We start from the raw sequence: 24,586 nt of genomic DNA, 5'->3' as shown, positions 1-24,586 counted from the left end.
TGATCTGGGACGAGCCGAAGCGTCAGAGAACCTCAGGCCTCCGCCCGAGGGGCACGGCCTGAATTTCGCCGATGCGCAGGCCCGTTTCGAATGGGAGACCGCCCTGGTCAGCGAGACCCACGCGAGCAAGACGGGCGGGCGCCGCTTCAAGGCCGTCGGTTTCCTGGACGCGCAACTCGTGACTCTCACGTTCGCGGTGCTCGGAACGGAGGCGGTTTCGGCGATCAGCCTGCGCCCGGCCAGCCGGAAGGAGCGGAAGGCCTATGACGACGCGTGACACGACCAAGCGAAGGGCGCCTCCGCTCAGCGATACCGAGGAGGCGCTTCTCCAGGCGTCCATCGCCAACAATCCCGATTCGGCGGAACTGACTGACGCCGAACTGGCGCGCCTGCGCCCGGCCCGCGACGTGCTTCCGCCCGCCGTCTACGCCGCCCTGGCTCAAGGGAGTCCCTCGCAGGGTGAGACCGGGCGGGTGCAACTCACTCTGAACGTCGATCCCGATGTGCTCGCCGCCTACCAGGCCGGCGGTCCCTGGCAGGCGCGCATGAACGAAGCCCTGGCCGAGGGCCTCGTACGCGGCAGGCGGCGCGCCAAGGCCGGCAAGCGCGGCTGATAGGCTCCGGTCCTGATTGACAGGGATCGCCGCGGCGTGGTCCGTGCCGCCAGCCCGAAGGACGCCGCGATGACCGAGAGTGCCGACCCCCGCGACCGCCTGATCGTGGCCCTCGATCTCCCGGGCGTGCCGGAGGCCGAGGCGCTGATCGACCGGATCGGCGATGCCGCGACCTTCTACAAGATCGGCTACCGGCTGGGTTACGCCGGCGGCCTGGCGCTCGCCGAGCGGCTGGCGGCGCGCGGGCTCAAGGTGTTCCTCGACCTCAAGCTCCACGACATCGGCAACACCGTCGAGGAGGGCGTGCGCTCGGCCTCGGGCCTGGGCGCCACCTTCCTCACCGTTCACGCCTATCCGCAGACCATGCGGGCGGCCGTGCGCGGCCGGGGCGCGAGCCTCAAGATCCTGGCCGTGACGGTGCTGACCTCCTACGACGATTCCGACGCCGCGGAGGCCGGCTACGGCCTGCCGGTGGCCGAGCTGGTCGCCAAGCGGGCCGCCCAGGCCGCCGAGATCGGCATCGACGGCCTCGTCTGCTCGGCGGCCGAGGCGGCCTCGGTCCGGCGGATCGTGGGGCCGGACCGGCTGATCGTCACCCCGGGGATCCGCCCGGCGGGCGCCGAGGCCGGCGATCAGAAGCGGGTGATGACCCCCGGGGACGCCCGCAGGGTCGGGATCGACCACGTGGTGGTCGGGCGCCCGATCACCGGCGCCGCCGACCCGCGCGCCGTGGCGCAGGCGATTGTGGCCGAGCTGGCCTGAAGCCCGGCATTGCCTTCGGGCGGCCGGAATCCATCTCAACCCCGCAACCGATGAGGCACAGGATGGCGAAGGGCTACTGGATCGCGCGGGTCGATGTCCGCGACGCGGAGGCCTACAAGGATTACGTGGCCGCCAACGGCATCGCCTTCGCCAAGCACGGCGGGCGCTTCCTGGTGCGCGGCGGCGCCTTCGAGGCGGTGATGGGCCAGCCTCGCTCCCGCAACGTGGTGATCGAGTTCCCGAGCTACGCCGACGCCCTCGCCTGCTGGAACTCCGACCTCTACCAGGCGGCCAAGGCCAAGCAGCGCGGCGGCGTCGATGCCGAGATCCTGGTGATCGAGGGCTATGACGGCCCGCAGCCGAGCGTGTCCGAGCCGGCGCCGGAGGCGGGGCGGGCCTCGGAGTAAGGTCTTCGGATCGGCTCAGCGCTTCGTATCGGGGGTCGGATCCGGATCGAGGCGCTGAGGTCTGAAGCGGCGGTACGCGGCTTCGACGTCTGCCGTCGTCGCGAACCGACCCGCGTGCAGGTCGGCCAGGCCGCGTTGAGCGGCGGCGCGTTCCGCATCGGTGAGCGGCTCAGGCAAGGCGCGATCGATATCCATGAGGGGTGCGATCCCATTCGCTGGATGCCGTACGCCACCGTTGATCGTGCGGGCTGTGCTGCGAGGAGGCCGGCGACGCGTCATCGGTTCAGCCCAGTCGTGCGCCTTGCGCCGGTCCGGCACCGCTTGGCCCCCGCGGCGCCAAGCCCCGCAGCAGGAACGCCGTCATGGCCTCCAGCGAGGGGACCGGCTGGAGCGCGGTCTGCCCGACCAGCAGCGGATGGGTGTAGCGGGCGATGCCGGCATGGATGCAGGCGGCCGCCTCCGCCGGGTCGGCGGCCTCGAACTCGCCCCGGGCCACGCCGTCGCGGACAATGCGCTCGAACCCGGCCGTGACCCGGGCGATGTGGTGCCGGCAGACCTCCCAGCTCTCGCCCATGGCCGCCTCGACCATCTCGTGGAGCCGGGGAAATTCCTCGCAGCGCCGCGTGCAGTCGCGGTGCAGGAGGTCGATCGCCGCCACGAGGCGTTCGGTGGCGCCGAGGCCCGGGCGGGCGGCGACCTCGGAGACCAGGGCCTCGATCTCGCCGATCAGCCGCTCCAGCACCGCCTCGTTGATCGCCTTCTTCGACTCGAAGAACCGGTAGACGTTGGCCGGGCTCATCTTCAGCGTCCGGGCGATGTCCGCCACGGTGGTCTTCTGGTAGCCGATCTCGCGAAAATACGCCGCCGCCGTCGCCAGGATGCGGCAGCGGGTGGTCGGCGCGCTCTCCTCCGTGAGCATGGGGGTCGGGGTATCCAGGGACATGCTCCTCAGTAGGGCACGGGCGCGGCGGGCGTCAAAGACCCCCGGTTCCCGGGACCCGGCTTTGCCCGCGGCGGGTCGGCGCGGCCGGAACCCTCCCGGGTCCGACCCATTGCCCCGGCATCCGGCCGCCTGCACGGCGGCGCACGCACGAGGCACGCAACGATGATCCTGACCGACAAGCGAGCCCTGATCACCGGAGCCGATTCCGGCATCGGGCAGGCGACCGCCGAGCTGTTCGCCCGGGAGGGGGCGGACGTGGCGATCACCTATCACACAGACGAGGCCGGGATCCGCGAGACCGCCGCCCGGGTCGAGGCGGCCGGCCGCCGCGCCCTGGTGCTGCAACTCGACGTCGGCGACGCCGCCGCGGTGAATGCCGCCTACGACCGCGTCGGCAGCGAGCTGGGCGGCCTCGACATCCTGGTGGCCAACGCTGGTCAGGCGATGAGCGGCATGCCGGTCGCCGAGATGGACGACACGGTGCTGGAGCGGATCCTGCGGGTGAACCTGATGGGGCCGCTGTTCTGCGCGCGCCCGTTCATCGGGATGCGCCGGGCGCAGGGCGGTGGCGGCAAGATCGTGTTCGTGTCCTCGGTGGCCCAGCACCTGCCGACCCCCGAGAGCGCTCCCTACGGCATGTCGAAGGCCGGACTCGGCTCCCTGTGCCGGAGCCTGTCGCGGGAACTCGCGGAGGACCGGATCAACGTCAACAACGTCGCCCCCGGCCTGATCGAGACGCCGATGACCGCGGACCGCTTCGAGAAGACCGCGGTGCTCGACCAGTCCCTGGAGCGGATCCCGTGGCACCGGGCGGGGCAGCCGGGCGAGATCGCCAGAGCGATCCTCTACCTCGCGTCGGGGGCCGCCGATTACGTCACCGGCCACACGCTGGTGGTCGATGGCGGCCTCACGATGCAGTGGGGCGGGGCCTGAAACGACGAAGGGCGCCGGGTTTTCGCCCGGCGCCCTCCACGGGCATGGATTGTTGCGCGCGATCCGCTGGCCCGGGCCGCCTTACGAACCGAACTGCGATCCGAGCTGCTCCAGGTACTCGGCGAGGTCGAGCCCGCCGACGCGCTTGCCGTAATCGAAGCGCATGCCCTGACGGATGTCGACGCTGGCATCGCGCGTGGTCAGGGTGAACGGCCGGACGCACACCCAGGCCCCGTCGCGGCGGTGCTCGAAGTACCCGAGGATCTCGTGCTTGGCCATGTCCTTCCCTCCGGAATAGTGTTCGAGGACATAACGGTGACGCTGCCGTTCGGTTCGACGGTCGCGACTGTTTTTCGCGCGTGAACCTGCACACATCGAGTGTTCGTGATCCGGAACACCGCGGATCGCACCCGGCCTATCGCGCTAGAGCTTGACTATAACAGTTCAAGACAGGGGGACGCTGCTCACGGCCAGCGCTCCAGGATCGCGTCGGTCGTCAGGGTCAGGACCTGGTGGCCGTAGCGCATCCGGTACATCACCATCAGGGCGTCGTGGGCCTCGTCGCAGGAACTGCACAGGCCGTCCGTGGCGAGCACGATGCGGTAGCCGAGATCGACGCCGCCCAGCACCGCCGCCAGCACGCAGACATCGGTCTCCGCGCCGGTGACGACCAGGGTGTCCACGCCCCGCGCCCGGAGGCGCGCGTCGAGGTCCGTTTCGAGCCAGGGCGAGTAGACGGTCTTGTCGATCACCTCCGCGGGCGGGACGAGGCGGGCCAGATCGGGGACCAGCTCGATCAAACCGGGATCGAGCGCAGCCCGCGTCATGCCGGACCACCGGGCCGAATAGGTCGCCCACGTGCCTCGTCCCTCGCCGGGGCGGGCCGCCGGGATGAAGCGCGTGAACACGGTCCGATCCGGGTGGGCCTCGGCGAGGCGGCGCACGTGCGGCAGGACGCGCGGCATCCACGGCGTCTGCCAGTCCGTCGGCTCGGCGAACATGCGCTGCATGTCGACGCAGAGATGCACGCAGGACTGGCTCAGGGGCTCGCCCGCGGAGCCGTCGTCGGCCCGCGCCCGGGAGGGCGGCGCGCGCGTCGTCTCGGTTTCCATGCCCGCGCGTTTCATGCCTCGGTGGTTGCGCGTTCGCGGCTGGCCCCAGCAAGGCCGGCCGCGGTCCGGATCGTCAGCGGTCGGCCTTCTCGCCGGCCGTGGTCAGCGCGAGGTAGCGCTCGGTGGTCGGCTTGATCAGCGACCGCACCGCCTCGGCCATGCCCTGCTCTTCCTTCAGCGATTGCTGGAAGCCGGTCCGATGCGCCTGCTGGCCGGCCGCATCCGCGATCGTCAGCAGTGACTCGTAGGCCGCGATCTCGAAGTTCTCGAAGGCGTGGTTGGCGTAGGTGTTCTTCAGGATCTCGTCCTGGGCCGGCGTGTGGCCGAGCGCCATCATGTTGCCGACGAAGCCCAGGAACCCCTCCTTGAGCGCCGACGGGCTGTCGCCGAGGCTCTGCAGCGCCTCCTCCAGGCGCTGGCGCTGGCCGTGCGTCTCCTCGATGTGCCGGCGCAGGGCCTTCTCCATCTCCGGGTAGCGCTCCAGGCGCTCGACCTGCCGCTCCATGATCTGCAGGGCCTGCATCTCGACGGCGTGGGTGTTCTTCAGGGCCGTGACGTAGATCGAACGTGTATCGAGGGTCATGCCGGTGTCTCGCAATAGATGGTGGATCGCGGTGATCCATTCATCCGGGCAACCTCGGGCCCGCACGGCCAAGTTCCGGCCGGGAAGGTCGCAGGTTGCGCCCGCTCCCGCCGGGTCCCGGGGGCCTCGCCGCACCGCGCGCCGTCCGAATGGCCCGGACCCGCAGGACCGGGCTGGCCGTGCCGCGCGGCGGCGGGGGCTACGTCAGCCCCTCCTCCATCAGCGCCGTCTTCACCGCCTGGCGCCCGCGCACGCGGCCGTACCAGGCGTCCAGGTTGTGCAAGCGGTCGAAATGGATGTCGGCTCGGTAATACGAGGTGAGCCACGGCGCCTGCCCCCAGCCCGTGAGCGCGAACAGGTAGGCGTCGGCGACCGTGAAGGTCTCGCCCATGAGGAAGGCCTGCCCGGCGAGTTGCGCGTCGATCCAGGCGAAGCGCGCTTCGAGCCTCGGCTTGGCGGTTTCGACATACCGCCCCGCTAGGCGTGCGTAGAGGAGGGGAATGAAGCCCTTGTGGATCTCGGAACTCAGGAAGCCCAGCATCTCCTGAAGACGGTAGCGCTCGAAGCTGCCGTTCGCCGGGGCGAGGCGCGTCTCCGGCTTCAGGTCGGCCAGGTATTGCAGGATGGCGGGGCCCTCGCGCAGGATCCGGCCGTCGTCGAGTTCGAGGAGGGGCACGTAGCCGTGCGGGTTGACGGCGTAGTAATCCTGTCCCTCTTCCGTCCTATGATCGGCGTGATCGACTTTGCAGAGTTCAAAGTCGAGGCCGAGCTCGTGGGCAATGATGTGCGGGGCGAGCGAGCAGCTTGCGGGAATGTAGTACAGTCTCATGATTGCGCCCGGACAACTCGATCTCATCGATGTTGGAAACGACCGTTTTCGCAGAGATACGTAGCGCAGTTCTATCGATGCCGAAAGAACGCAAGACTTTGTGCGTGAGTAACAAGAATTATACGTATGGTGGCGCGAGGGTCGGTCGATGCGAGCGACCGTGACCGGGTGCTCCGTCGAGCACACGATGCATCTGCTCGGCGGCCGCTGGCGCCTGCTCCTCGTGTCCTACCTGATCGACGGACCGAAGCGCTTCCACGAGCCTCGGCGTGATCTGCCGGGGATCTCGCAGAGGATGCTGACGCTGGATCTCCGCGCCCTCGAAGCCGCCGGCCTGATCAAGCGCACCGTCTATCCGACGACGCCGGTCAAAGTAGACTATGCGCTGACCGAGGACGGCATGCGGTTGAAGAAGGTCGTCTCCGTCGTCCAGGAATTCGGTCTGTGGCTGAAGCAGCGAGGGCCGGCCTGAGGCGTGGGAAGACGCGCCCAACGCCCGATCCTTGTGCGGTGGCCTCAGGGTGCGTGCCCGACGTCAATGCATGGACTGGTTCGACGGGGACCGTTGCCGGCTCGCGAGGTGGCGGCCGATCTCGAGCAGCAGGGTTTCGGTCAGGGCGACGATGCGGGTGTCGCCGAGGGCCGAGACCGCGTTGTGGAGCGACAGGCACAGGTCGGCGGTCTTGTTCAGGGCGTCCTCGATCGTGCTCCCGTCTTGCGTCGCGAAGGCGGTGCCGGCGGACTTGCTGTCCGAGATCTCGACGACGACGCCCCGTCCGGTCAGGGGGCGGCCGAGTTCGTCCAGGTAGAAGTGCCCGCGGGTGAACACCCAGCGCAGCCGGCCCTCCGGGGAGCAGACCCGGTACTCGGCGGTATACGAGCCGCCGGATTGCACGCAGTCCAGGATGACCTGGGAGATGTGCTCCTGATCCGCATGATAGACCGCCTTCAGGATCTCCGAGAGGCTGACCCCGGCCCGCGAACGGGCCGGGCTGATGTTGAACAGCAGCGCGGTGACCGGATCGGCCCGCGCGTCGTCGGTGGCGATGTCCCACATCCAGAAGCCGACCCCGCCGGAGGCTTCCAGCGCCGCGATCAGGGTCGCCTCTGAGACAATATCGTCGGAGTTTTCCAGCAAGATATCCCCCGATATCCGTATCGCACGTCCGCGCTAAGCCATTTACTGGATCGGCGCACCGTCACGATCCGGATGTATCAGAAATCGTCGGTCGAATAGAGCACAATGGCAACAGCTGCGCCCGGTCCGCCGGCGCCTCGCGATCCCCCGGGCGTTCCCCACCGGGGCGGTCGGGGACCTCCCTCGGGCCCTGCCCTTCCAGGGCGCGGGCGCACGCTCCAGGCTGCGCATGCCGGACTCGGCTTGGTCCTGGCCGATCCGCAGGCCGATCTGGATCCCCGGGAGTGCCGTGCCCTGCCCGGGCTTCCGTTCGCGCCGGTCCCGCGCATCGGCCGGCGGCTTCCCTGGCGCCGCCGAGCGGCGGGGCGGTCCGACCGGGCCGGTCCCGTGCTTTGCGACCCGTCCCGCCTCCGATCGGGGATGGACCGCGGCTGGGGCCTGCGCACTACGCAAAGCCCCGATAGATTTGCCTTTCAGAATCGAAACCTTTATAAATCGTCTCAATTCGATTCAAAAAATGAATTTAGGCTATATCATGTCGGCGTTGCGATACATTCTTCTCGGACTCTCGGTCTTATCGTTGGCTGTCGTGCTGGTGTTCTGGACTGTGAGTGGGCACGTCGCCGATCTCGGCGTGTTTTTGGTGGCCGCTTTCTTGGTCGCCAACAGCGTTTATATTCTATTTTCCCGTCCGACATTGCGCGCGAGCTCTGTCTTCGACCGTGCGGCTACGGGACTTGCTTTCGCCTCGCTCGAACTGCAGCACCAGGCCAAGGAGGCGAAGATCCGGGAGGCGGAGGCCGAGCGGATCCGGGCGCAAGAGGCCGAGCAGAACAAGTCAAAGCTGCGGGCGGCCGAGGAATTCATCAGCTACGTGCGCCAGAACCCGCTGATGCGCGGCCGGCAAGCCGTCACGGTCAAGCAGATCACCTTGCTCGGCGACCCGAAGAGTATCGCGCTCCCGACCCTGGAGCTCCCCCGTCCCGTCCCGTCGGAGCTGAATGGCCGGCATCGCGCCGATCCGGGGGCGACCAACGTGACGCCTCCGGCGCCGCCCCCGGCGCCGTGCCGCGTCTGGAAGCCTGACCGGCGCCTGGCGCTCGCGCGCGACGCCGAACCTCACGGCGGCCGCCGGGCGGGCTTGCGCGGATCGCGCCCGTCACGACCTCGCGAGCGGTTGGCCGGAGGCACCCCCGACCCGATCCGTCACGGAACCATCTCGGCGGCCTGCGGCTTGCTGAGCTGGGACCGGGAAGGATTTGCTCCTCTCACGGCTCAGCGGAAAACAACCGCCCTCGACGGCGGCATGAGAGGAAACATCCTTTGCGCACCACGATCATCACTGCGGCCTTGCTCGCCGCCTTCGGCGCCGCCGTCGCCTCCCCGGCCTCCGCCGCCCCGATCGGCCCCGGCGCCGTCGCTGCGCCGGCCGACATCGTCTCGACCGTCCAGATGGATCGGATGGAGCGTCGCATGGAGCGTCGCCACATGGAGCGCCGCATGGAGCGGCGTCACATGGAGCGTCGCATGATGCACCGTGAGATGCGCCACCGCATGATGCGCCGGGAGATGATGCACCGCATGTAAAGCGGAAGACACGGCGCTACCGGCGGAACCGCCGGTAGCGCCGCCCGGTGCGGCGCTCGGACGTTTGCCGACACCGATACCAGGAAGGTCTGCGGCGTGCCGTGGCCGAGCGCGCCCTGGCCCGACGAGCCCCGTTACCGGGGCCCTGCCCCGCGGTCCACGTTCAAGCAGGCCGGCAGCGGCGTCCCGCTCTCCGTAAAGCGGTGGCGGATGCCAAGATCGAGGCAGATCCAGTCCGGTCTTTCTCGCGTATTCGCCCGGTCTACATACGGGGCGGACCTGTAGGTCATGCGCTCTCAGGCCGACGCCGACGCGGATCGAGGCCGTCGAGCCCACCCCACCGCCAGAGTTGCTCCCACGTTCCGCCCGGCGCCACGCGGCCGCTGGACGGGCCTCCCCCGTCCCGCCGAGCCGCATGTCGAGGAGCATCGGTTCTGCGAGACCGCCCGAGCCGAGCGCGGGCGCTCCGCGGACGATCGGATCGATGGCCCGGTTCGCCTGGTTCCCATTCGGCCCGAAAATCCGCGTCCAGCAAGCGACGACCCGCGATGGCCCGGAAATACCCGTTGCGGCTCGATGCGGTGTGGGTGCAGGCGAGGCCGTCCAGCGGGGACAGGGGCGTCGCGTTCGGGCGCGGTATCGATCCGCGCGTCCGCAGCCCGGGGGTGGGAGGGTCGCAACCGCCGAGATCTGCGCCCGCCCGCGGGCCCATCGAACCATCCGGGGCCTAACGCGTTTCCAGGCTCGGTGAGGAGACAGGTACGATGAAAGCGTTTTTGGCTGTGGTTGCCGTCGGCTTCGGCGTGATGTCCGCGCTCGGCCCGGCCCTCGCTCAGCGCGGCCCCGATTATGGCTATGGCGGCCGGGATTACGGCGACCGCGACCGGGACGGCGACGATTACCGGGGCCGGGATCGCGGCGACCGCGGCTACGGCGACCGCGGCTACGGCGACCGGGGCTACGGTGAGCGCGCCTATGGCGGGTTCGATGAGCGCGAGTATCTGCGCTGCAACCCCGATGTCCGCCGGGCCGTCGCCAGCGGCCAGATGGAGTCCGGTGCGGCCCATTACCGGACCTTCGGACGCCGCGAGGGACGCCGCCTGAGCTGCTGACCCGATCGCGTCGGCCACGCTCCGCCGGGAGGCGCCGCGCCCGGTCCCACACCGCGCTCGCCACAACAGAGCCTCTCGGCGCCGGGCGCCGGGGAGATCGATGGAAGAGCCTCGGCAGCGTTCTGCCGGGGCGGGGGGCCGCGCCCTCGCACGGCCTCCGGACCCGAGGGGCGGCACGGCCGTCGCGCCCGACGCGTCTCGTCCGGACGCGCCCGTCCGTCGAATCATCGATCCTGCGCCGCCGTCAGGTCGATCGATCCCGCAGCGTCCCCGGCCAGGATCGGGGGTACGCCCGCGCCGTTCGGCGCCGAATGCGGGGTGACAGGGTCCAGATCGGTTTCAGATCGGGACCGTGCGGCGCATCCCTATGCTTGCGGCCTTGACGGCGCGGCGGGTTGAAAACAGGCTTACGCCCGCGTCGCGGCAGGTCGATGCGCGGTCGTTGGGTCTGGCCGAAACATTGCATCAGGCTGCCGGGTCGGATTGGACTTCGAGCGCGGGGGCGGTCATGAAGAAAATACTGTCGATAACCATTTTTGGTCTTCTGACGATGGGCACTGCACAGGCCCAGGATAAAGGCGGACCGATCAAGATCGGTGTCTCGGCCGGCGTGACCGGGCCGTATGCAGCTTTCGGCGTGCAGGTGAAGAACGGCGTCAGCCAGGCGATCGAGGACATCAACAAAGCCGGCGGCATCAAGGGCCGGCCGTTCGAGCCGATCTACGGCGACGACGCCTCCGACCCGAAGCAGGGCGTGTCGATCGCCAACAAGCTCGCCGCGGACGGCGTGACGATGGTGGTCGGTGCCTTCGCCTCCAGCGTGTCGATCCCGGCCTCCGACGTCTACCTCGACGCCGGCATCGTCCAGGTCACGCCGTCCTCCACCAACGTGAAGTTCACCGAGCGCGGGATGTGGAACACCTTCCGCACCTGCGGTCGCGACGACCAGCAGGGCGTGGTGGCCGGCGCGTATCTGGCCGATCACTTCAAGGGCAAGCGGATCGCCTTCGTCCACGACAAGTCGTCCTACGGCAAGGGTTTGGCGCAGGAGACGCAGATGACGCTCAAGGCCAAGGGCGCCAAGGAGGTGCTGTTCGAGGGCGTCAACCCGGCCGAGAAGGATTACTCGGCGCTCGTGTCCAAGCTGAAGTCGGCCAACGTCGACGTGGTCTATTACGGTGGGTTCCACACGGAGGCCGGGCTGATCCTGCGCCAGATGCGCGACCAGGGCCTGAAGGCGACCCTGGTGGGCGGCGACGGCCTCGCCCCGAAAGAGTTCGTGCAGATCGCCGGCGATGGCGCCGAGGGCACGCTGATGACCTTCTCGCCGGACGCCCGGAAGAACCCGAATGCCCAGCCCGTGGTCGCGGCGTTCAAGGCCAAGAACATCGATCCCGACGCCTACACGCTCTATGCCTACGCGGCCGTGCAGGTGCTGGCCAAGGCCGCCACCGAGACCGGCTCGATAGAGGGCAAGGTGCTGGCCGACTGGCTGCACCAGGGCAAGACGATCGAGACCGTGGTCGGCCCGATCGTGTACGACAAGAAGGGCGACCTCACCCGGCCCGACTACGTGATCTACGCCTGGAAGAAGGGCGCCGACGGGAAGATCGACTACGCCGGCAACGAGCTGGCGCCGTAAAACCGGAGCCCCGCGAATTTCGGGGCTCCGCGCCCCGAGCCCCGCCAAAGGGCTGTGGGCCCTTCGGGATCCCCGGACCTCGGCGCGGATCCGGCGGGCCGGTACCTCTATCGGCCGAACGACTGAGGGGCGCAGAGGCCTTATGATCTCCCCTCCGCGTCCCGGCGCGCAGGGGAGATCCGATGTTCGACTTCAGCCAGCTCCGGTGCTTCGCCGCCGTGGCGGAGGAGCTGCATTTCGGGCGTGCGGCCGCCCGGCTGAACATGACGCAGCCGCCCCTGTCGCGGCAGATCCAGGTGCTGGAGCGGGTGCTCGACGTGCAGCTCCTGGAGCGCACCAGCCGATCCGTCCGCCTGACCGCGGCCGGGCGCAGCTTCCTGCCGGAGGCGCAGCGCATCCTGCGGCTCGCCGAGACCGCGACCCACGTCACCCGCCAGGTCGCGGCCGGGCGCGCGGGGGTGCTGAAGCTCGGCTTCACCGCGGCCTCGGCCTACGATGTCCTGCCCCGCCTCGTCACCGCCCTCCGGCGGGCGCTGCCCGACGTCACGCTGGCCCTGCGCGAGATGGTCAGCCGGGACCAGGTCGAGGCGCTGCTGGCTGGACGCATCGATGCCGCCCTGGTGCGCCCGCCCATTGTCCATCCGGACCTGATCGCGGTGAGGGCGGTGGCCGAGCCCCTGGTGGTGGCCCTGCCGGCCGGGAATCCCCTGGCGGCGCGGGCGCATCTCGCCCCGGGCGATCTCGGCGGCGAGCCGTTCATCGCCTACGCGCCGAACGAGGCGCGCTACTTCCACGACCTGATCCTCGGCCTGCTCACGGAGGCGGACGTGGAGCCCCGGATCGTGCAGCGGATGACCCAGATCCACTCGATCCTGGCCCTGGTCCGGGCCGACCTCGGCATCGCCCTGGTGCCATCGGCGGCCGAGCGCCTGCGCTTCGAGGGCGTGGCGTTCCGGCCGCTGGTGCTGCCGGCCCCCCGCCCCGCCGAGCTGGTCCTGGCCTGGCGGCGGGACGCGGACGAGCCGCTGATCGCCCGGTTGGTCGCGATCCTGGCGGAGCTGCCCCCCGCCTGATCCAAGCGCCCGCGGCATCGATGAGCCAAGCGCCCGCGGCGTCGATGATCCAAGTGCCCGCGGCATCGATCGATGCGCCCGCGGCATCGATCGATCCAGCCTTTGGCTTTGACCTCCGGCGGAAAGGCTGCGCCTGATGGGCGCCCGACGGCCCGCAGAGGCCGGGGCCGCCAGGAGAGGGATCGCCGTGGACCGACTCACCAACCGCTTCAAGGCCGCCCTCGGCGCGGGGCGCCAGCAGATCGGCCTGTGGTGCAGCCTCGCCAGCCCGATCTCCACCGAGATCGTCGCCGGCGCCGGGTTCGACTGGCTGCTCCTCGACATGGAGCACTCCGCCAACGACCTGCGGGACATCTATGTTCAGCTCCAGGCCATGATGGAGAACGCCACCAACCCGGTGGTGCGGGTGCCGAGCGACGACCCCATCACCATCAAGCGCATCCTGGATGCCGGCGCCCAGTCGCTGATGATTCCCAATATCGACGATGCCGCGCAGGCCGAGCGGGTCGTGGCGGCGACGCGCTACGCGCCCCGCGGCATCCGCGGCTTCTCGCAGGCGCCCCGGGCCGCCCGGTTCGGGCGCATCCCGGACTACCACACCCGCTGCGAGGCCGAGATCGTCGTGATCGTGCAGGTCGAGTCCCGCCGCGCCCTGGACAATCTGGACGCGATCGCCGCCGTCGAAGGCGTGGACGGCGTGTTCATCGGGCCCGGCGACCTCTCCACCAGCCTCGGCCATCTCGGCCAGCAGGGTCACCCGGAGGTGGTCGCGACCATCGAGGCAGCCATCGGCCGGATCGTGAAGGCCGGCAAACATGCGGGTATTCTCACGCCGAGCGAGGAGCTGGCCAAGCGCTACATCGCGGCCGGCACCCGGTTCACCGCGGTCGGCTCGGATCTGGGGCTGCTGGCCCGCAACGCCGAGGCCCTGGCCGGGCGCTTCCGCACCGAAGGCTGAGCGGGGAGCGTCCGATGCAGGCCGAGATCGACAGCGCGACCCAGAATCGCCCGACGCAGGATCGCCCGGACCTCGAGCGCCCGGCCGGGGACGCGCCGCGCACGATCCGGCTGAGCGAGCACGACAACGTCGCGATCGTGGTCAACGCCTTCGGGCTGCCGGCCGGCACGGTGTTCCCGGACGGGCTCGCGCTCGTCGAGTTCATCCCGCAGGGCCACAAGGTGGCGCTGTCCGACATCCCGGAGGGCGGCGCGGTGCGCCGCTACGGCGAGGTGGTCGGCATCGCCACGCAAGCGATCCCGCGGGGCGCCTGGGTGGAGGAATCCCGGGTCGCGACCCCGGTCGCCCCCGCCCTCGACGCCTTGGAGCTGGCGACCCGGGTGCCGGCGCCCCTACCCCCGCTCGAGGGCTACACCTTCGAGGGCTACCGCAACCCGGACGGGTCGGTGGGCACCAAGAACATCCTGGCGATCTCGATCAGCGTGCAATGCGTCGCCGGCACCCTCGACGTGGCGATCCGGCGGATCAAGCAGGAGCTGCTGCCGCGCTTCCCCAACGTCGACGACGTGGTTGGCCTCACCCACGCCTATGGCTGCGGCGTCGCCATCAACGCCCCCGAGGCGGTGGTGCCGATCCGGACCCTCCAGAGCCTCGCGCAGAACCCGAATTTCGGCGGCGCGGTCATGGTCGTGGGGCTGGGCTGCGAGAAGCTCGTCTCGGAGCGCCTGCTGCCCGACGGCGGCGCCGCCGGGGACGGGGTGGTCCGGCTCCAGGACGAGCGCCACCGGGGTTTCTCCGCGATGCTCGACAGCATTATGGCGATGGCGGAAACCCGCCTGGAGGTGCTGAACCGGCGCACCCGCGAGACCTGCCCGGCCTCCGAACTCGTGGTCGGCCTGCAATGCGGCGGCAGCGACGCCTTCTCGGGCGTCACCGCCAACCCGGCGCTCGGCTACTGCGCCGACCTGATCGTGGCCTGCGGCGGCACCGTGTTGTTCTCCGAGGTCACGGAGGTCCGGGACGCGATCCACCTCCTGACCCCCCGGGCGAAGAACCCGGAGGTGGCCCAGGCCCTGATCCGCGAAATGGCCTGGTACGATGCCTATCTCGCCAAGGGCGAGGCCGACCGCCGGGCCAACCCGTCGCCCGGCAACAAGAAGGGCGGCCTCAACAACATCGTCGAGAAGGCCCTGGGCTCGGTCGCCAAGTCCGGCACCGGTGCGATCGCCGGGGTGCTGGCGCCGGGCGAGCGGGTCCGCGAGAAGGGCCTGATCTTCGCCGCGACCCCGGCCAGCGACTTCGTCTGCGGCACGCTCCAGCTCGCCTCGGGGATCACCCTGCAGGTGTTCTCCACCGGCCGCGGTACGCCCTACGGTCTCGCTCAGGCCCCGGTGATCAAGGTCGCGACCCGGACGGAGCTGGCCGAGCGCTGGTCCGACCTGATCGACCTCGATGCCGGCCGGATCGCCACCGGCGAGGCCACGATCGAGCAGGTCGGCTGGGAGCTGTTCCACCTGATCCTGGACGTGGCGAGCGGGCGCAAGCGGCCCTGGTCCGACCATTGGGGCCTGTTCAACGATCTGACCCTGTTCAACCCGGCGCCGATCACCTGAGCCCAGGCATGCGCGGCGCGGCGTCGCAAGCGCGGCCGGACTCTGCTAGGCAGCCGGCATCGTGAAGCCGCTGCCGATTCCCACCCCCCGGGCCGTCCTGTTCCGCGTGCACTGGGCGCTCGGCCTCACCGCGGGGTTCGTGCTCGCGCTGATGGGCCTGACCGGCGCGCTGATGAGCTACGAGGAGGCGATCACAGCCTTCGCCAACCACGACCGGACGCGGGTCGAGGCGGCGGATCGGGTGCCGCTCGCCCCCACCGCCCTCGCCGCCCGGATCGACGCGCAGGCGGGCGGCCGAATCGTGAACGTCCTCACCCTGTCGGACGACCCGAACGCGAGCGTGTTCGTGCGCTTCGCCCGCGACCCGGAGACCCGGGCGCGGCCGCCCTCGGCCTATGCCGATCCCTATGACGGTGCGGTGCTGGGCCCCGTCCGGCTGGAGGCGGCCTTCGCGACGGTGCGGGACCTGCACCGCTGGCTGCTGATCCCCGGCGGGTCCAAGGGCTGGGGCCGGACCATCACGGGCGCCTGCACCCTGGCGCTGATCGTGTTCCTGGCCACAGGCCTCTACCTGCGCTGGCCCAAGATCCATCGCTGGCGGATCTGGCTGAAGCCGAGCCTGTCGCGGCCGGGCCGGCCGCGCTGGTGGTCCCTGCACGCCGTGGCCGGGACCTGGCTGACGCCGGTCTACCTGGTCATCGCGCTCAGCGGCCTGACCTGGTCCTACCCGGCGTTCAAGGACGGCGCCACCTGGCTGCTCGCCGGGACACCGGAGCGGGCGAAGCCGGCCCGCATGGCCGGCCACCGGGAGGCTTCTCCCGTGCCGGACTCCCGGCCCGACGCCGTCGACCGTGCCTGGACGGCGTTCCGGACCGGAGAGGGTCACGAGGCCGGCCTCGTGACCCTGACGCTGCCGGGGGCCGACACGGGGGCGATCCGCATCCGCTGGCTGCCCCGGGGTGTCGTGTCCCTCAGCGCCCGCAGCGAGGCGCGCTACGACGCCGCCACGGGCGCCTTCCTGTCGGCCGAGCACGCCGCCGACACGCCGCTTGGCCGCCAGATCCTCCAGTCCATCCTGGAGGTGCATCGCGGCCGGTTCTTCGGCGACCTGTTCGCCCTGCTGTTCTGCGTGGCCGCGCTGGCCATGCCGGGCTTCGCTGCCACCGGCCTGACCCTCTACATCCTGCGGCGCGCGGCGGCCCGCCGGCGCGCGCCGGTCCGCGCCACGGTGCCCATCCGCGAAGCGACTCCCCGACGCGAGTCCGTCGGCGGCACCGGCCGATCGTAGACCCGAGAAGACCGGATTCCCAAAGGGCTCAGCCCTTTGACGGCGTTCAGGGGCGGGCCCCCTGAGGCAGCCGGGCTTCGCCCGCCCTCAGGGCTCTGACCTGGACCCGCACAAGGTCTTGGACCTTCTGGAGCCCTGACTTCGGCCGGTCTCCCTCACATCCGCGCGGTGATCGTTGCCAGTACGGTGAAGGGCGCGCCGGGGGTATTGTTGAACTGATTGAACGGCTGCTCGATGTAGCGTGCGTTCGTCAGGTTCCGGATGTTGACCGCGAACCGGTAATGCGCGTCGATGTCGTAGTACACGGCTGCGTCGACCCGATTGTACGCCCCGACCTTGTAGCTGTTGTTGAGGTCGCCGAAGCGCTGGCCGACATGGGTGACGCCGATGCCGAGCCCGAGACCGCGCAGGGAGCCGGCCTGGACATCGTAGGTCGTCCACACGCTGCCGCTGAAGGCCGGCGCGCCCACGAGGCGGTTGCCGACCGCGAAGACCCTGTCCTTGGTGATCCGCGCATCGAGATAGCCGACGCCGCCGATGACCTTCCAGCCCGGAAGGATCTCGCCGGCCAGGTCCGCCTCGACGCCCTCCGAACGCTGCTGGCCGGTGATCACCGAGAAGCCGGTGTTGACGGGGTCGTTGCCGGCGACGTTGTCCCGGGTGATCCGGAAGGCGGCCGCGCTCAGGGTCAGGTCGGGGTTGATGTCGATGCGGGTTCCGACCTCGAGCTGCTCGCCCGTCTCGGGCGCCGGGTTGACGACGTTGAGGACGTTCGCGGTCTGCGGCGCGAAGGACGTGGCGTAGCTGGCATAGACCGTCAGCGGCTCGAACGGCCGATAGATCAGGCCGACGCGCGGCGAGGCGCCGAACAACTCCTGCTCCGGCGGCTGGGTCTTCGAGCCCGGTACGCGGGCGAAATAATATTGGGTGCCGAGATCGAACCGGGCGCCGAGCACGAGCTGCAACTGGGGCGTGAGTGCGATCTGGTCCTGCAGGTAGAACCCGAACAGTTCGAGCCTCTGCTTCAGGTCTTGCTGGAGCGAGAGAGCTCCGGGCGTGCCGCCGAAGACCGGGTTGAGGAAGCTGACCGGGGTGTAGGTGCCCTGCTGGGAATAGGGGTGGCGGAAGCCGTTGGTGTACTCGAACCCCACGAGGGCGGTGTGGGAGAATCCGAGCGTGTCGAACTTCATCACCGCTTCGGTCTGCGTATCCACGGCTGCGAAATGCGAATCGACCGAGGCGTCGCGCCGCGTGACCTGGGTCCCGGCGTTGTTCACCCCGGTGGCACGGGCCGTGAACAGGTTGAACGCCCCCCATTGCCCGTTGATGACTTGCCGCAGCGTCAGGTTCTCGTTGACGTCGTGTTCGGCCCGCATCGTGATCCCGTTGACCTCGCCGTAATAGCGCGAGGACGGCTCGCCGTAGTAGCGGCGGATGTTGTCCAGCGGCACGCGTCCGCGGAAAGCGATGAGCCCCTCGTCGTACTGGGTGCGCTGGCTGGTGGCCTCCGCGTTGATGTAGACCCTCGTGTCGGCGCTCGGCGTCCAGCTCAGCGCCGGCGCGATGAAGACGCGCCGGTTGGTGTTGTCCCCGATATTGCGGAAGGTCGGGTCCTCCTGCGCGGCGACGGTGAGGCGGGCGGCCAGCCCGTCGATGGACGGGATCGCGCTCGAAACCGAGCCCTGGAACCGCCGGAAGCCGAAGCTGCCGCCCTGGACGCTCGCGTCCGCGGTCGGCTCCAGGGTCGGCCTGCGGGTGACGATGTTGACGACTCCGCCCGGGTCGCCCCGACCGAACAGCACCGAGGCCGGCCCCTTGATCACCTCGACCCGTTCGGCATTCGCGAGGTCGCGCTCCACCGGATAGAAGTTGATCGCCGGATTGGTCAGGATGCCATCGACGGCGAAGAGCTGCGTGGCGAAACCGCGGATGACGTAGTTCTGCGAGCGGCCCTGTACGGTGCTGCCGGGCGTGACGTTGCTGACATTGGTGACGGCATCGGTCAGGCGCAGGTCCTGCTGGTCCGTGATCACCTGGCGCGGGACGACGGTGATCGATTGCGGCGAGTCCCGCAGGGGCGTGTCGGTCTTGGTCGCGGTCGCCGAGCGCGTGGCGCGATAGCCGACGACCGGCCCGTCCGCCCGCTCGACCGCGGGGCCCGTGCCGGTGACGCTCAGTTCCGAGAGGACGACCTCATCCTGGACCGGGCTGGATTGTGCGTGGGCGACAGTCGTCGATGCTGCGAGCAGAGTAAAAACCAGCCCGTATCGCTTATTGGTTGCGCAATTGCGGTCCAAAGTTGCGACGACGGCGCGGATCGATCGGCCTTGAGGCATAGTTTCGAGTCATTCTTAAGAAGATCGTCGCGTCGAGGCGCCCTGGTCTGTGCGTACGATTGCCAGCCTGATTCAATGCGTGATTGTAATTGAATGCCTCGGAGCCGCAGGAACTCACCGGACGTGTCCGGTGCGTCACACATCCCTTTGGAATGGTTTTAAACCTTGCGGATTATGCAGACTTAAACGTGCGCAAATGGGCAAGATACACGTCCAGGCGTTGATGCGGATCATGCTGGGACGGAGATCGACATGCGCGCCTGTCGGCCTCTTCGAATCAGGCGCGCGCTCACTTCGTCCGAGTCCTTCGCGCCCGCCGCCGTCCGTTCGGATCGGGGGCCGCCCGGAGCGCCCGTCGCGGCTGGCCCGGCGCGACGCGCCTCACCGATATCCGGGCCTGCGCGCTGCGCAGCACCGCGAGCCGGCAGCCGCGCAGCGTGAGCGCGCCCGGTGGCCCGTTCCGGATCGATACGTCCTCGGATGTGCCGTCTTCGCCGTCGGCGAACCTGCCGGCGCGGATCCGGGTGGGCCTGTCCGGCGGTTCCTGCGGTTTCGTCCGCCGATGAGGGTCAGCGGTCCGGTCGCGGCGTGCCCGGGCGGCCCGCGGCAGGCGGCCGTCGAGCCCGGTCGCCAGCAAGGCGTGGAGCTGGGCGACCGCGGGGGCCGGATCGTAATCGGGCAGGATCGCGCGGCCGACGATGATCCCCTTCATCAGCGGGGCGACCAGCCCGTAGAGCCGTTCCGGGTCGCAATCCGGGCTGGTGGCCAGCGCCGAGAAGGTTTCGGTGAACCAGTCCCGGGTCTCCGCCTCAGTCCGGGCGGTCAGGTCGGAGATGGCCGGGTTGCGAGTGGCTTCCGACCAGATCTCCATGCGCAGCACCGCGGCTTCCCGGGTGATCGACACGAAGTACCGCGCGATGAGGTCGAGTAAGGCTGCGCGCGGGTCGCCGCTGTGCCCCATCTCTTCGACGAGCTGGATGCCGCGCTCGCGCTCGCGCTCGACCAGCCCGACGACCAGGGCCTCCTTGGACTCGAAGTAGCGGTAGAAGTTGCCCGGGCTCATCGCGGCCTCGCGGGCGAGGTCCTGCATCGTGGCGCGGTGGAAGCCGTTGCGCACAAAGCAGGCTTCGGCGGCGTCGAGGATGCGCGCGCCGCGCGGCCTGGCCGCCGCCGCGCGCCTCGGCGGCGGCCGGCACGCTCACGGGCGAACTGCGCGACCGCGGCGACGCGGCTCTGGTCCTTCGCGGGGATGGTGGCCGCACAGGCCTGGGCGGTCTGGCTCATGTCGGCGCACAGGCGCGCCTGCCAGCCCTTCGGACCCGCGCCGGTCCAGCTGATCAGCGCCATCCAGGCGAGAACCAGAACGGCGGCGAAGGTGAGGTTCGACGGGGTGCAGAAAGCCCGGACCGTCGCGAGGAGGCGCGCCGCGCCGGTTCCGGACGGGTCGAACCGGTCCTCATCCAGATCCGACCAGCGACCTTCGAGCGACAGAGCCATGGCTCACTCCTGCGTGCCTGACCGTCGTAATGAACGTTCATTCTCGCGTCAATGAACGTTCGTTCTCGCAGGCTGGGATGGGCGGGCCGTCGGTCGGTATGGTTTCTGGATGGTTGTATCGTGCCGTCCGACCGGTGCGATGCCCCGTCACTCGACACTCGGTACTCGGCTCCGCGCCCGGGGCTCTGCCAGCCGGTCTCAGGCGAGCCGCGCCTCCCGGGGCCAAGGGCGCTGCCCCGGCCCTGGGAGGCGCGCCGGGTTCAGGCGTGCCCGGCCGGCTTGAGGGCCCCGGTCCGGTCGTGGAAATCCGGCCCGTTGATCGTCCGGGCGACGTGCCCGGCGCGGATCAGGTAGTCGCCGAAATGCTCGCCGGGGTTCCGGCCCTTGGCGAAGTCGGCGAAGAGCGGATCCAGGGTGTCGCGGATGTCCGAGGCCGCCACGTCCTCCTTGTAGAGCTTGCTCAGGCGCGAGCCGTCGAAGGCGGCGCCGAGATAGAGGTGGTAGCGCTCGGGTCCCCGGCCGACGAGGCCGATCTCGGCGATGAACGGGCGGGCGCAGCCGTTCGGGCAGCCGGTGGAGCGGATCGTGATCTCCTCCTCGGCGAGCCCGTGCGTGGCCAGGCTCTGCTCCAGCTCGGTCATCAGATCCGGCAGGTAGCGCTCGCTCTCGGCCAGCGCGAGGCCGCAGGTCGGCAGCGCCACGCAGGCGATGGAGTTGCGCCGGAGCGCGCCCGCGCCCTTGGTGATGCCGTACTGATCGACCAGCGCCTCGATCTCGGCGCGCTTCTCCGCCGGCACGTTGGCGACGATCACGTTCTGGTTGGCGGTGAGGCGAAAATCGCCCGCGTGCACCTGGGCGATCGCGCGCAGGCCGGTGAGGAATTGCGGGCCGTCCTCGTAATCCTTGATCCGGCCGGAGGGGACGTAGAGGGTCAGGTGATGACGGCCGTCATCGCCCTCGGTCCAGCCGAAGCGGTCGCCGTTGTTGGTGAAGGTGAAGGGCTTCGGCTCGCCGAGCGCCTTGCCGATCCGGGTCTCCACCTCGGCCCGGAAGGCCGCCAGGCCGTAGCGCTCGATCGTGTACTTGAGCCGGGCGTTCTTGCGGTTCTTGCGGTTGCCCCAGTCGCGCTGGACCGTCATCACGGCCTCGGCGACCTTGATGGCGTCCTCGGACTGCACGAAGCCCATCACGTCGGCGGTGCGCGGGAAGGTCTCGGGCTCGCCATGGGTCATGCCCATGCCGCCGCCCACGGTGACGTTCCAGCCGGTGACCTGGTTCTTCTTGTCCAGGATGGCGATGAAGCCGAGATCGTGGGCGAAGATGTCGACCTCGTTGGAGGGCGGCACCGCCACGACGATCTTGAACTTCCGCGGCAGGTAGGTGCGGCCGTAGACCGGCTCGACCTCCTCCTCCTCGCCGCCGACCACGCGCTCGCCGTCGAGCCAGATCTCCCGCCAGGCGCTGGTCTTCGGCAGCAGGCTGTCCGAGATGTCCTTGGCGAGGGTGTGGGCGGCCTTGTGGGCGCCCGCCTGAGCCGGGTTGGTCGCCGCCATGACGTTGCGGTTCACGTCGCCGCAGGCCGCGATGGTGTCGAGCAGGGCCGCGTCGATGGCCGCCATCGTGCGCTTGAGGTTCGACTTGATCACGCCGTGATACTGGAAGGTCTGGCGCGTGGTCGCCCGCAGGGCGCTGCCCGCATACGTCACCGCGATGTCGTCGAGGACCAGCCACTGCTTCGGGCTGATCACGCCGCCGGCGATGCGCAGGCGGATCATGAAGCTGTAGGCCTTGTCGAGCTTCTTCTTGGTCCGCTCCGGGCGCAGGTCGCGGTCGTCCTGCATGTACATCCCGTGGAACTTCACGAGCTGCCCGTCATCCTCGGAGATCGCCCCGGTGGCGTGCTTCAGCAGGCCGTCGGCGAGGCCGCCGCGGAGATAGCCGCTGGCGATCTTGATGTGCTCGTTGGCGGCGAGCTGGGCCGCGCGGGCCGCCTCGGCATCGGTGATCGGCCGGTCCTTGGGCGGAGTCTCGTAGACGCGGGCGGCCGGGGTCTGCGCAAGGGCCCGGGTGTCGGCGTCGTCGCGGGGGCTGTGGTCGTCCATGAGATCACTTCCAAAGTCTCGACTACGTCTCCGCCCCCCGATGCGGGCGGGATAGTCCCAAAGTCCGGCTTCAAAAGGTCCGAGACCTTTTGCGGGTGCAGGGCGGAGCCCTGCGGTGTGGGGCTAGGCCCCGATCCATCAGGGCTCCGCCCTGACAACCCACCAAAGCGCGACATGCCCTTTGGAAACCCAGATCTACCCGTGCTCCGTCGGCATACGCTCTAGTAGACGTCCTGCTGGTAGCGGTGGCTGCGCTCCAGGGCCGCAACCTGCGCCTCGGCGTCGGCCGGGCTCAGGGATTTGGCGATTTCGTAGGCCCGCACAACCGCGGCGCGGACGTCCTTGGCCATATTCTTGGCATCGCCGCAGACGTAGAAATGGGCGCCGCCCTCCAGCCAGGAGACCAGCTCCTGCGCGTGGTGGGTGATGCGGTTCTGCACGTAGATCTTCTCCGGCTGGTCGCGGGAGAAGGCGACGTCGATCTTCGTCAGCGAACCGTCCTCCAGGGCCTCCTGCCATTCCAGCTGGTACAGGAAGTCGTGCAGGAAGTGCCGGTCGCCGAAGAACAGCCACGCGCGGCCGGGGGCCTCGATGGCGCGGCGCTCCTGCACGAAGGCGCGGAACGGGGCGACGCCGGTGCCGGGGCCGACCATGATGATGTCGGTGGCCGGATCCTGCGGCAGGCGGAAGTGCCGGTTCGGCTTCAGCCGCACCCGCAGCTTGGCGCCGTCCCGGATCCGGTCGGCCACATGCACGGAGGCCACGCCCGAGCGGGTCCGCCCGTGGGTCTCGTAGCGGACCGCCACGATGGCGAGGTGGACCTCGTCGCCCACTTCCTTGCGCGAGGACGCGATCGAGTAGGCCCGGGGCGGCAGCGGCCGGGTGATGGTGTTGAGGTGCTCGGCCGTCAGCGTGGCCGGGAAGGTCGCGAGCAGGTCGATCAGGTGCCGCCCCTCGATCCAGGCCCGGGCCTCGCCGCTGTCGATCAGTTTCTGCGCGTCCGCGTGGCCGGTCGCCTTGGCGAAGCGCTCGATCGTGGCGGCCGACAGCGTGGTGATGTCCCGCTCGGCGAGCAGCGCCCCGCGTAGCGCGTCGTCTTCCGAAAGCCCCGCGGCATTCAGGATCTCGTCCACGAGCTGCGGATCGTTCTCGGGGAAGACCTCGAGCGAATCGCCGGGCTCGTAGGCGGGCGCGCCGTCCTCGAAGGCCAGCGCCAGGTGGATCGTCTCCTTGTCGGAGCGCGACGAGTTGAGGTTCACGTGCTCGACGACCTCGACCACCAGCGGCTCGCGGCTCGGCTCGGCCTCGTCGTCCTCGCCGGCGGCGGTGCGGGCGAAATCCACCGCCACGACGTTGTCGGGTGTCTCCGCCGGGGCGAGGGCCTTGAGGGTGTTCTTGATCCAGTCGGCGGCCGGCTTCTCGAAGTCGAGGTCGAGGTCGGCGCGCTCGGCGGCGCGCTGGCCGCCCAGCGCCTCGAAGCGCGCGTCGAGCGCCTTCCCGATGGCACAGAACTCGACATACGAGGTGTCGCCCAGCGCCAGGACGGCGAAGGGGACGCCGTCGATGCGCGGGGCGCCCTCCCCCATCAGTTCGCCGTAGGCCCGCACGGCCCGCGCCGGCGGCTCGCCTTCGCCCCAGGTCGCCGCGATGGCGATCAGCTTGCCGGCCTTGGGCAGGCTCGCCAGGTCGAGGTCGGAGAAGTCTACGACCTTCGGCTTGAACCCCTGCTTGCGCGCCAGCTTGGCGACGTTGCCGGCCAGCGCCTCGGAGTTCCCCGATTCGCTGGCGTAGAGGATCGTCAGCGGCTCGGCGGCCTTGGGCGGGGCGGCCGGGATGGCGGCCGGCTGCCCGCCGGCGGCGTCGAGGCCCGCCAGGAAGCCCGCGAGCCACGCGCGCTGCACGGGCGTCGCGCTGCCGAGCACGGCATCGAGGCTGGCGCGCTCGCCGTCGCCGAACGGGGCGGTGCGCGGAAGGAGATTCTGGCGTGCCATCAGGGGACCATGTCGTGGCCTACGAGGCCGGTGTCAATCGAAAACGTTCTTTTTGCAGAACGCGCC

Annotated in this window: 25 protein-coding genes; 13 read left to right on the top strand and 12 right to left on the bottom strand. The window is 69.8% G+C overall.

The genetic code is table 11. The annotated features are described in order from the left end of the window. Positions 1-4: 4 nt before the first annotated feature. From FVA80_RS32120 to FVA80_RS05885, 4 genes are all read left to right on the top strand, one after another. Positions 5-277: a BrnT family toxin gene (locus FVA80_RS32120; RefSeq protein WP_246692777.1), complete on the top strand. Its 273-nt coding sequence runs from the start codon at positions 5-7 to the stop codon at positions 275-277. Further along, the gene (locus FVA80_RS05895) at positions 264-614 is read left to right on the top strand and encodes a BrnA antitoxin family protein (RefSeq protein WP_147908426.1); all 351 of its coding nucleotides are present in this window, start codon (positions 264-266) and stop codon (positions 612-614) included. The genes FVA80_RS32120 and FVA80_RS05895 overlap by 14 nt, the downstream gene beginning before the upstream one ends. A 69-nt stretch (positions 615-683) precedes the next feature. Then, on the top strand, positions 684-1,376 hold the full coding sequence (gene pyrF / locus FVA80_RS05890) for an orotidine-5'-phosphate decarboxylase (protein WP_147908425.1): 693 nt from the start codon (positions 684-686) through the stop codon (positions 1,374-1,376). Positions 1,377-1,438: 62 nt separating this feature from the next. Further along, on the top strand, positions 1,439-1,783 hold the full coding sequence (locus tag FVA80_RS05885; RefSeq protein ID WP_147908424.1) for a DUF1330 domain-containing protein: 345 nt from the start codon (positions 1,439-1,441) through the stop codon (positions 1,781-1,783). A gap of 15 nt (positions 1,784-1,798) precedes the next feature. Here FVA80_RS05885 and FVA80_RS05880 read toward each other — a convergent pair whose 3' ends face one another. Together FVA80_RS05880 and FVA80_RS05875 are read right to left on the bottom strand one after the other, a co-directional pair. Continuing rightward, positions 1,799-1,978: a hypothetical protein gene (locus FVA80_RS05880; protein WP_147899242.1), complete on the bottom strand. Its 180-nt coding sequence runs from the start codon at positions 1,976-1,978 to the stop codon at positions 1,799-1,801. Between the two features lie 88 nt (positions 1,979-2,066). Then, complete coding sequence (locus FVA80_RS05875; RefSeq protein ID WP_147908423.1) at positions 2,067-2,726, bottom strand: TetR/AcrR family transcriptional regulator; 660 nt, start codon at positions 2,724-2,726, stop codon at positions 2,067-2,069. Positions 2,727-2,888: 162 nt separating this feature from the next. Between FVA80_RS05875 and FVA80_RS05870 the strand changes: the two genes are divergently transcribed. Continuing rightward, complete coding sequence (locus FVA80_RS05870) at positions 2,889-3,659, top strand: SDR family oxidoreductase (RefSeq protein WP_147908422.1); 771 nt, start codon at positions 2,889-2,891, stop codon at positions 3,657-3,659. Between the two features lie 81 nt (positions 3,660-3,740). Here FVA80_RS05870 and FVA80_RS05865 read toward each other — a convergent pair whose 3' ends face one another. The 4 genes from FVA80_RS05865 to gstA all read right to left on the bottom strand — a co-directional run bounded on the left by FVA80_RS05865 (position 3,741) and on the right by gstA (position 6,183). After that, positions 3,741-3,938 (bottom strand): hypothetical protein, encoded by a 198-nt coding sequence (locus FVA80_RS05865; RefSeq protein WP_007563351.1) that lies wholly within the window; start codon positions 3,936-3,938, stop codon positions 3,741-3,743. Positions 3,939-4,123: 185 nt separating this feature from the next. After that, complete coding sequence (locus FVA80_RS05860; RefSeq protein WP_246692496.1) at positions 4,124-4,669, bottom strand: isochorismatase family cysteine hydrolase; 546 nt, start codon at positions 4,667-4,669, stop codon at positions 4,124-4,126. Positions 4,670-4,844: 175 nt separating this feature from the next. Then, positions 4,845-5,354 (bottom strand): ferritin-like domain-containing protein, encoded by a 510-nt coding sequence (locus FVA80_RS05855; RefSeq protein WP_147908421.1) that lies wholly within the window; start codon positions 5,352-5,354, stop codon positions 4,845-4,847. A 199-nt stretch (positions 5,355-5,553) separates the two neighbouring features. Further along, positions 5,554-6,183, bottom strand: a complete 630-nt coding sequence (gene gstA / locus FVA80_RS05850; RefSeq protein WP_147908420.1) for a glutathione transferase GstA — start codon at positions 6,181-6,183, stop codon at positions 5,554-5,556. Positions 6,184-6,331: 148 nt separating this feature from the next. Between gstA and FVA80_RS05845 the strand changes: the two genes are divergently transcribed. Next, complete coding sequence (locus FVA80_RS05845) at positions 6,332-6,655, top strand: helix-turn-helix domain-containing protein (RefSeq protein WP_147908419.1); 324 nt, start codon at positions 6,332-6,334, stop codon at positions 6,653-6,655. Between the two features lie 63 nt (positions 6,656-6,718). On the opposite strand, the gene FVA80_RS05840 is transcribed toward FVA80_RS05845, so the two are convergent. Further along, entirely contained in the window at positions 6,719-7,321 is a 603-nt protein-coding gene (locus FVA80_RS05840) for a PAS domain-containing protein (RefSeq protein ID WP_246692283.1), read from the bottom strand. Positions 7,322-7,787: 466 nt separating this feature from the next. Here FVA80_RS05840 and FVA80_RS30330 point away from each other — a divergent pair, with 466 nt between their 5' ends. From FVA80_RS30330 to FVA80_RS05805, 7 genes are all read left to right on the top strand, one after another. After that, positions 7,788-8,852, top strand: coding sequence for a hypothetical protein (locus FVA80_RS30330; RefSeq protein WP_187193598.1), 1,065 nt, complete (start codon positions 7,788-7,790; stop codon positions 8,850-8,852). An 820-nt stretch (positions 8,853-9,672) separates the two neighbouring features. Beyond that, a complete protein-coding gene (locus FVA80_RS05830; RefSeq protein WP_147908416.1) occupies positions 9,673-10,020 on the top strand; it encodes a hypothetical protein in 348 nt (115 codons plus the stop codon). 550 nt (positions 10,021-10,570) lie between these two features. Further along, positions 10,571-11,662: a branched-chain amino acid ABC transporter substrate-binding protein gene (locus FVA80_RS05825; RefSeq protein WP_246692282.1), complete on the top strand. Its 1,092-nt coding sequence runs from the start codon at positions 10,571-10,573 to the stop codon at positions 11,660-11,662. A 182-nt stretch (positions 11,663-11,844) separates the two neighbouring features. Further along, the gene (locus FVA80_RS05820) at positions 11,845-12,735 is read left to right on the top strand and encodes a LysR family transcriptional regulator (protein ID WP_147908414.1); all 891 of its coding nucleotides are present in this window, start codon (positions 11,845-11,847) and stop codon (positions 12,733-12,735) included. 187 nt (positions 12,736-12,922) lie between these two features. After that, entirely contained in the window at positions 12,923-13,693 is a 771-nt protein-coding gene (locus FVA80_RS05815) for an HpcH/HpaI aldolase/citrate lyase family protein (protein ID WP_147908413.1), read from the top strand. Between the two features lie 14 nt (positions 13,694-13,707). Beyond that, the gene (garD, locus tag FVA80_RS05810; protein WP_246692281.1) at positions 13,708-15,306 is read left to right on the top strand and encodes a galactarate dehydratase; all 1,599 of its coding nucleotides are present in this window, start codon (positions 13,708-13,710) and stop codon (positions 15,304-15,306) included. A gap of 61 nt (positions 15,307-15,367) precedes the next feature. Next, positions 15,368-16,594 (top strand): PepSY-associated TM helix domain-containing protein, encoded by a 1,227-nt coding sequence (locus FVA80_RS05805; RefSeq protein ID WP_246692280.1) that lies wholly within the window; start codon positions 15,368-15,370, stop codon positions 16,592-16,594. A gap of 155 nt (positions 16,595-16,749) precedes the next feature. Here FVA80_RS05805 and FVA80_RS05800 read toward each other — a convergent pair whose 3' ends face one another. From FVA80_RS05800 to FVA80_RS05780, 5 genes are all read right to left on the bottom strand, one after another. After that, positions 16,750-18,930 (bottom strand): TonB-dependent siderophore receptor, encoded by a 2,181-nt coding sequence (locus tag FVA80_RS05800; RefSeq protein ID WP_246692279.1) that lies wholly within the window; start codon positions 18,928-18,930, stop codon positions 16,750-16,752. 289 nt (positions 18,931-19,219) lie between these two features. Next, positions 19,220-20,047, bottom strand: a complete 828-nt coding sequence (locus FVA80_RS05795; RefSeq protein WP_246692278.1) for a TetR/AcrR family transcriptional regulator — start codon at positions 20,045-20,047, stop codon at positions 19,220-19,222. Beyond that, positions 19,990-20,427 (bottom strand): hypothetical protein, encoded by a 438-nt coding sequence (locus FVA80_RS05790; protein WP_246692277.1) that lies wholly within the window; start codon positions 20,425-20,427, stop codon positions 19,990-19,992. Before FVA80_RS05790 ends, FVA80_RS05795 begins: the two co-directional genes overlap by 58 nt. Positions 20,428-20,687: 260 nt before the next feature. Further along, positions 20,688-22,529 carry an NADPH-dependent assimilatory sulfite reductase hemoprotein subunit gene (locus FVA80_RS05785; protein WP_147908410.1) on the bottom strand — a complete coding sequence of 614 codons (1,842 nt, stop codon included), beginning with the start codon at positions 22,527-22,529 and terminating at the stop codon, positions 20,688-20,690. Between the two features lie 221 nt (positions 22,530-22,750). Continuing rightward, positions 22,751-24,520 (bottom strand): flavodoxin domain-containing protein, encoded by a 1,770-nt coding sequence (locus tag FVA80_RS05780; RefSeq protein WP_147908409.1) that lies wholly within the window; start codon positions 24,518-24,520, stop codon positions 22,751-22,753. Positions 24,521-24,586 lie beyond the last annotated feature (66 nt).

Source organism: Methylobacterium sp. WL1 (assembly GCF_008000895.1).
Classification (GTDB): Bacteria; Pseudomonadota; Alphaproteobacteria; order Rhizobiales; family Beijerinckiaceae; genus Methylobacterium.
This window is presented reverse-complemented; position numbering and strand designations above follow the sequence as displayed.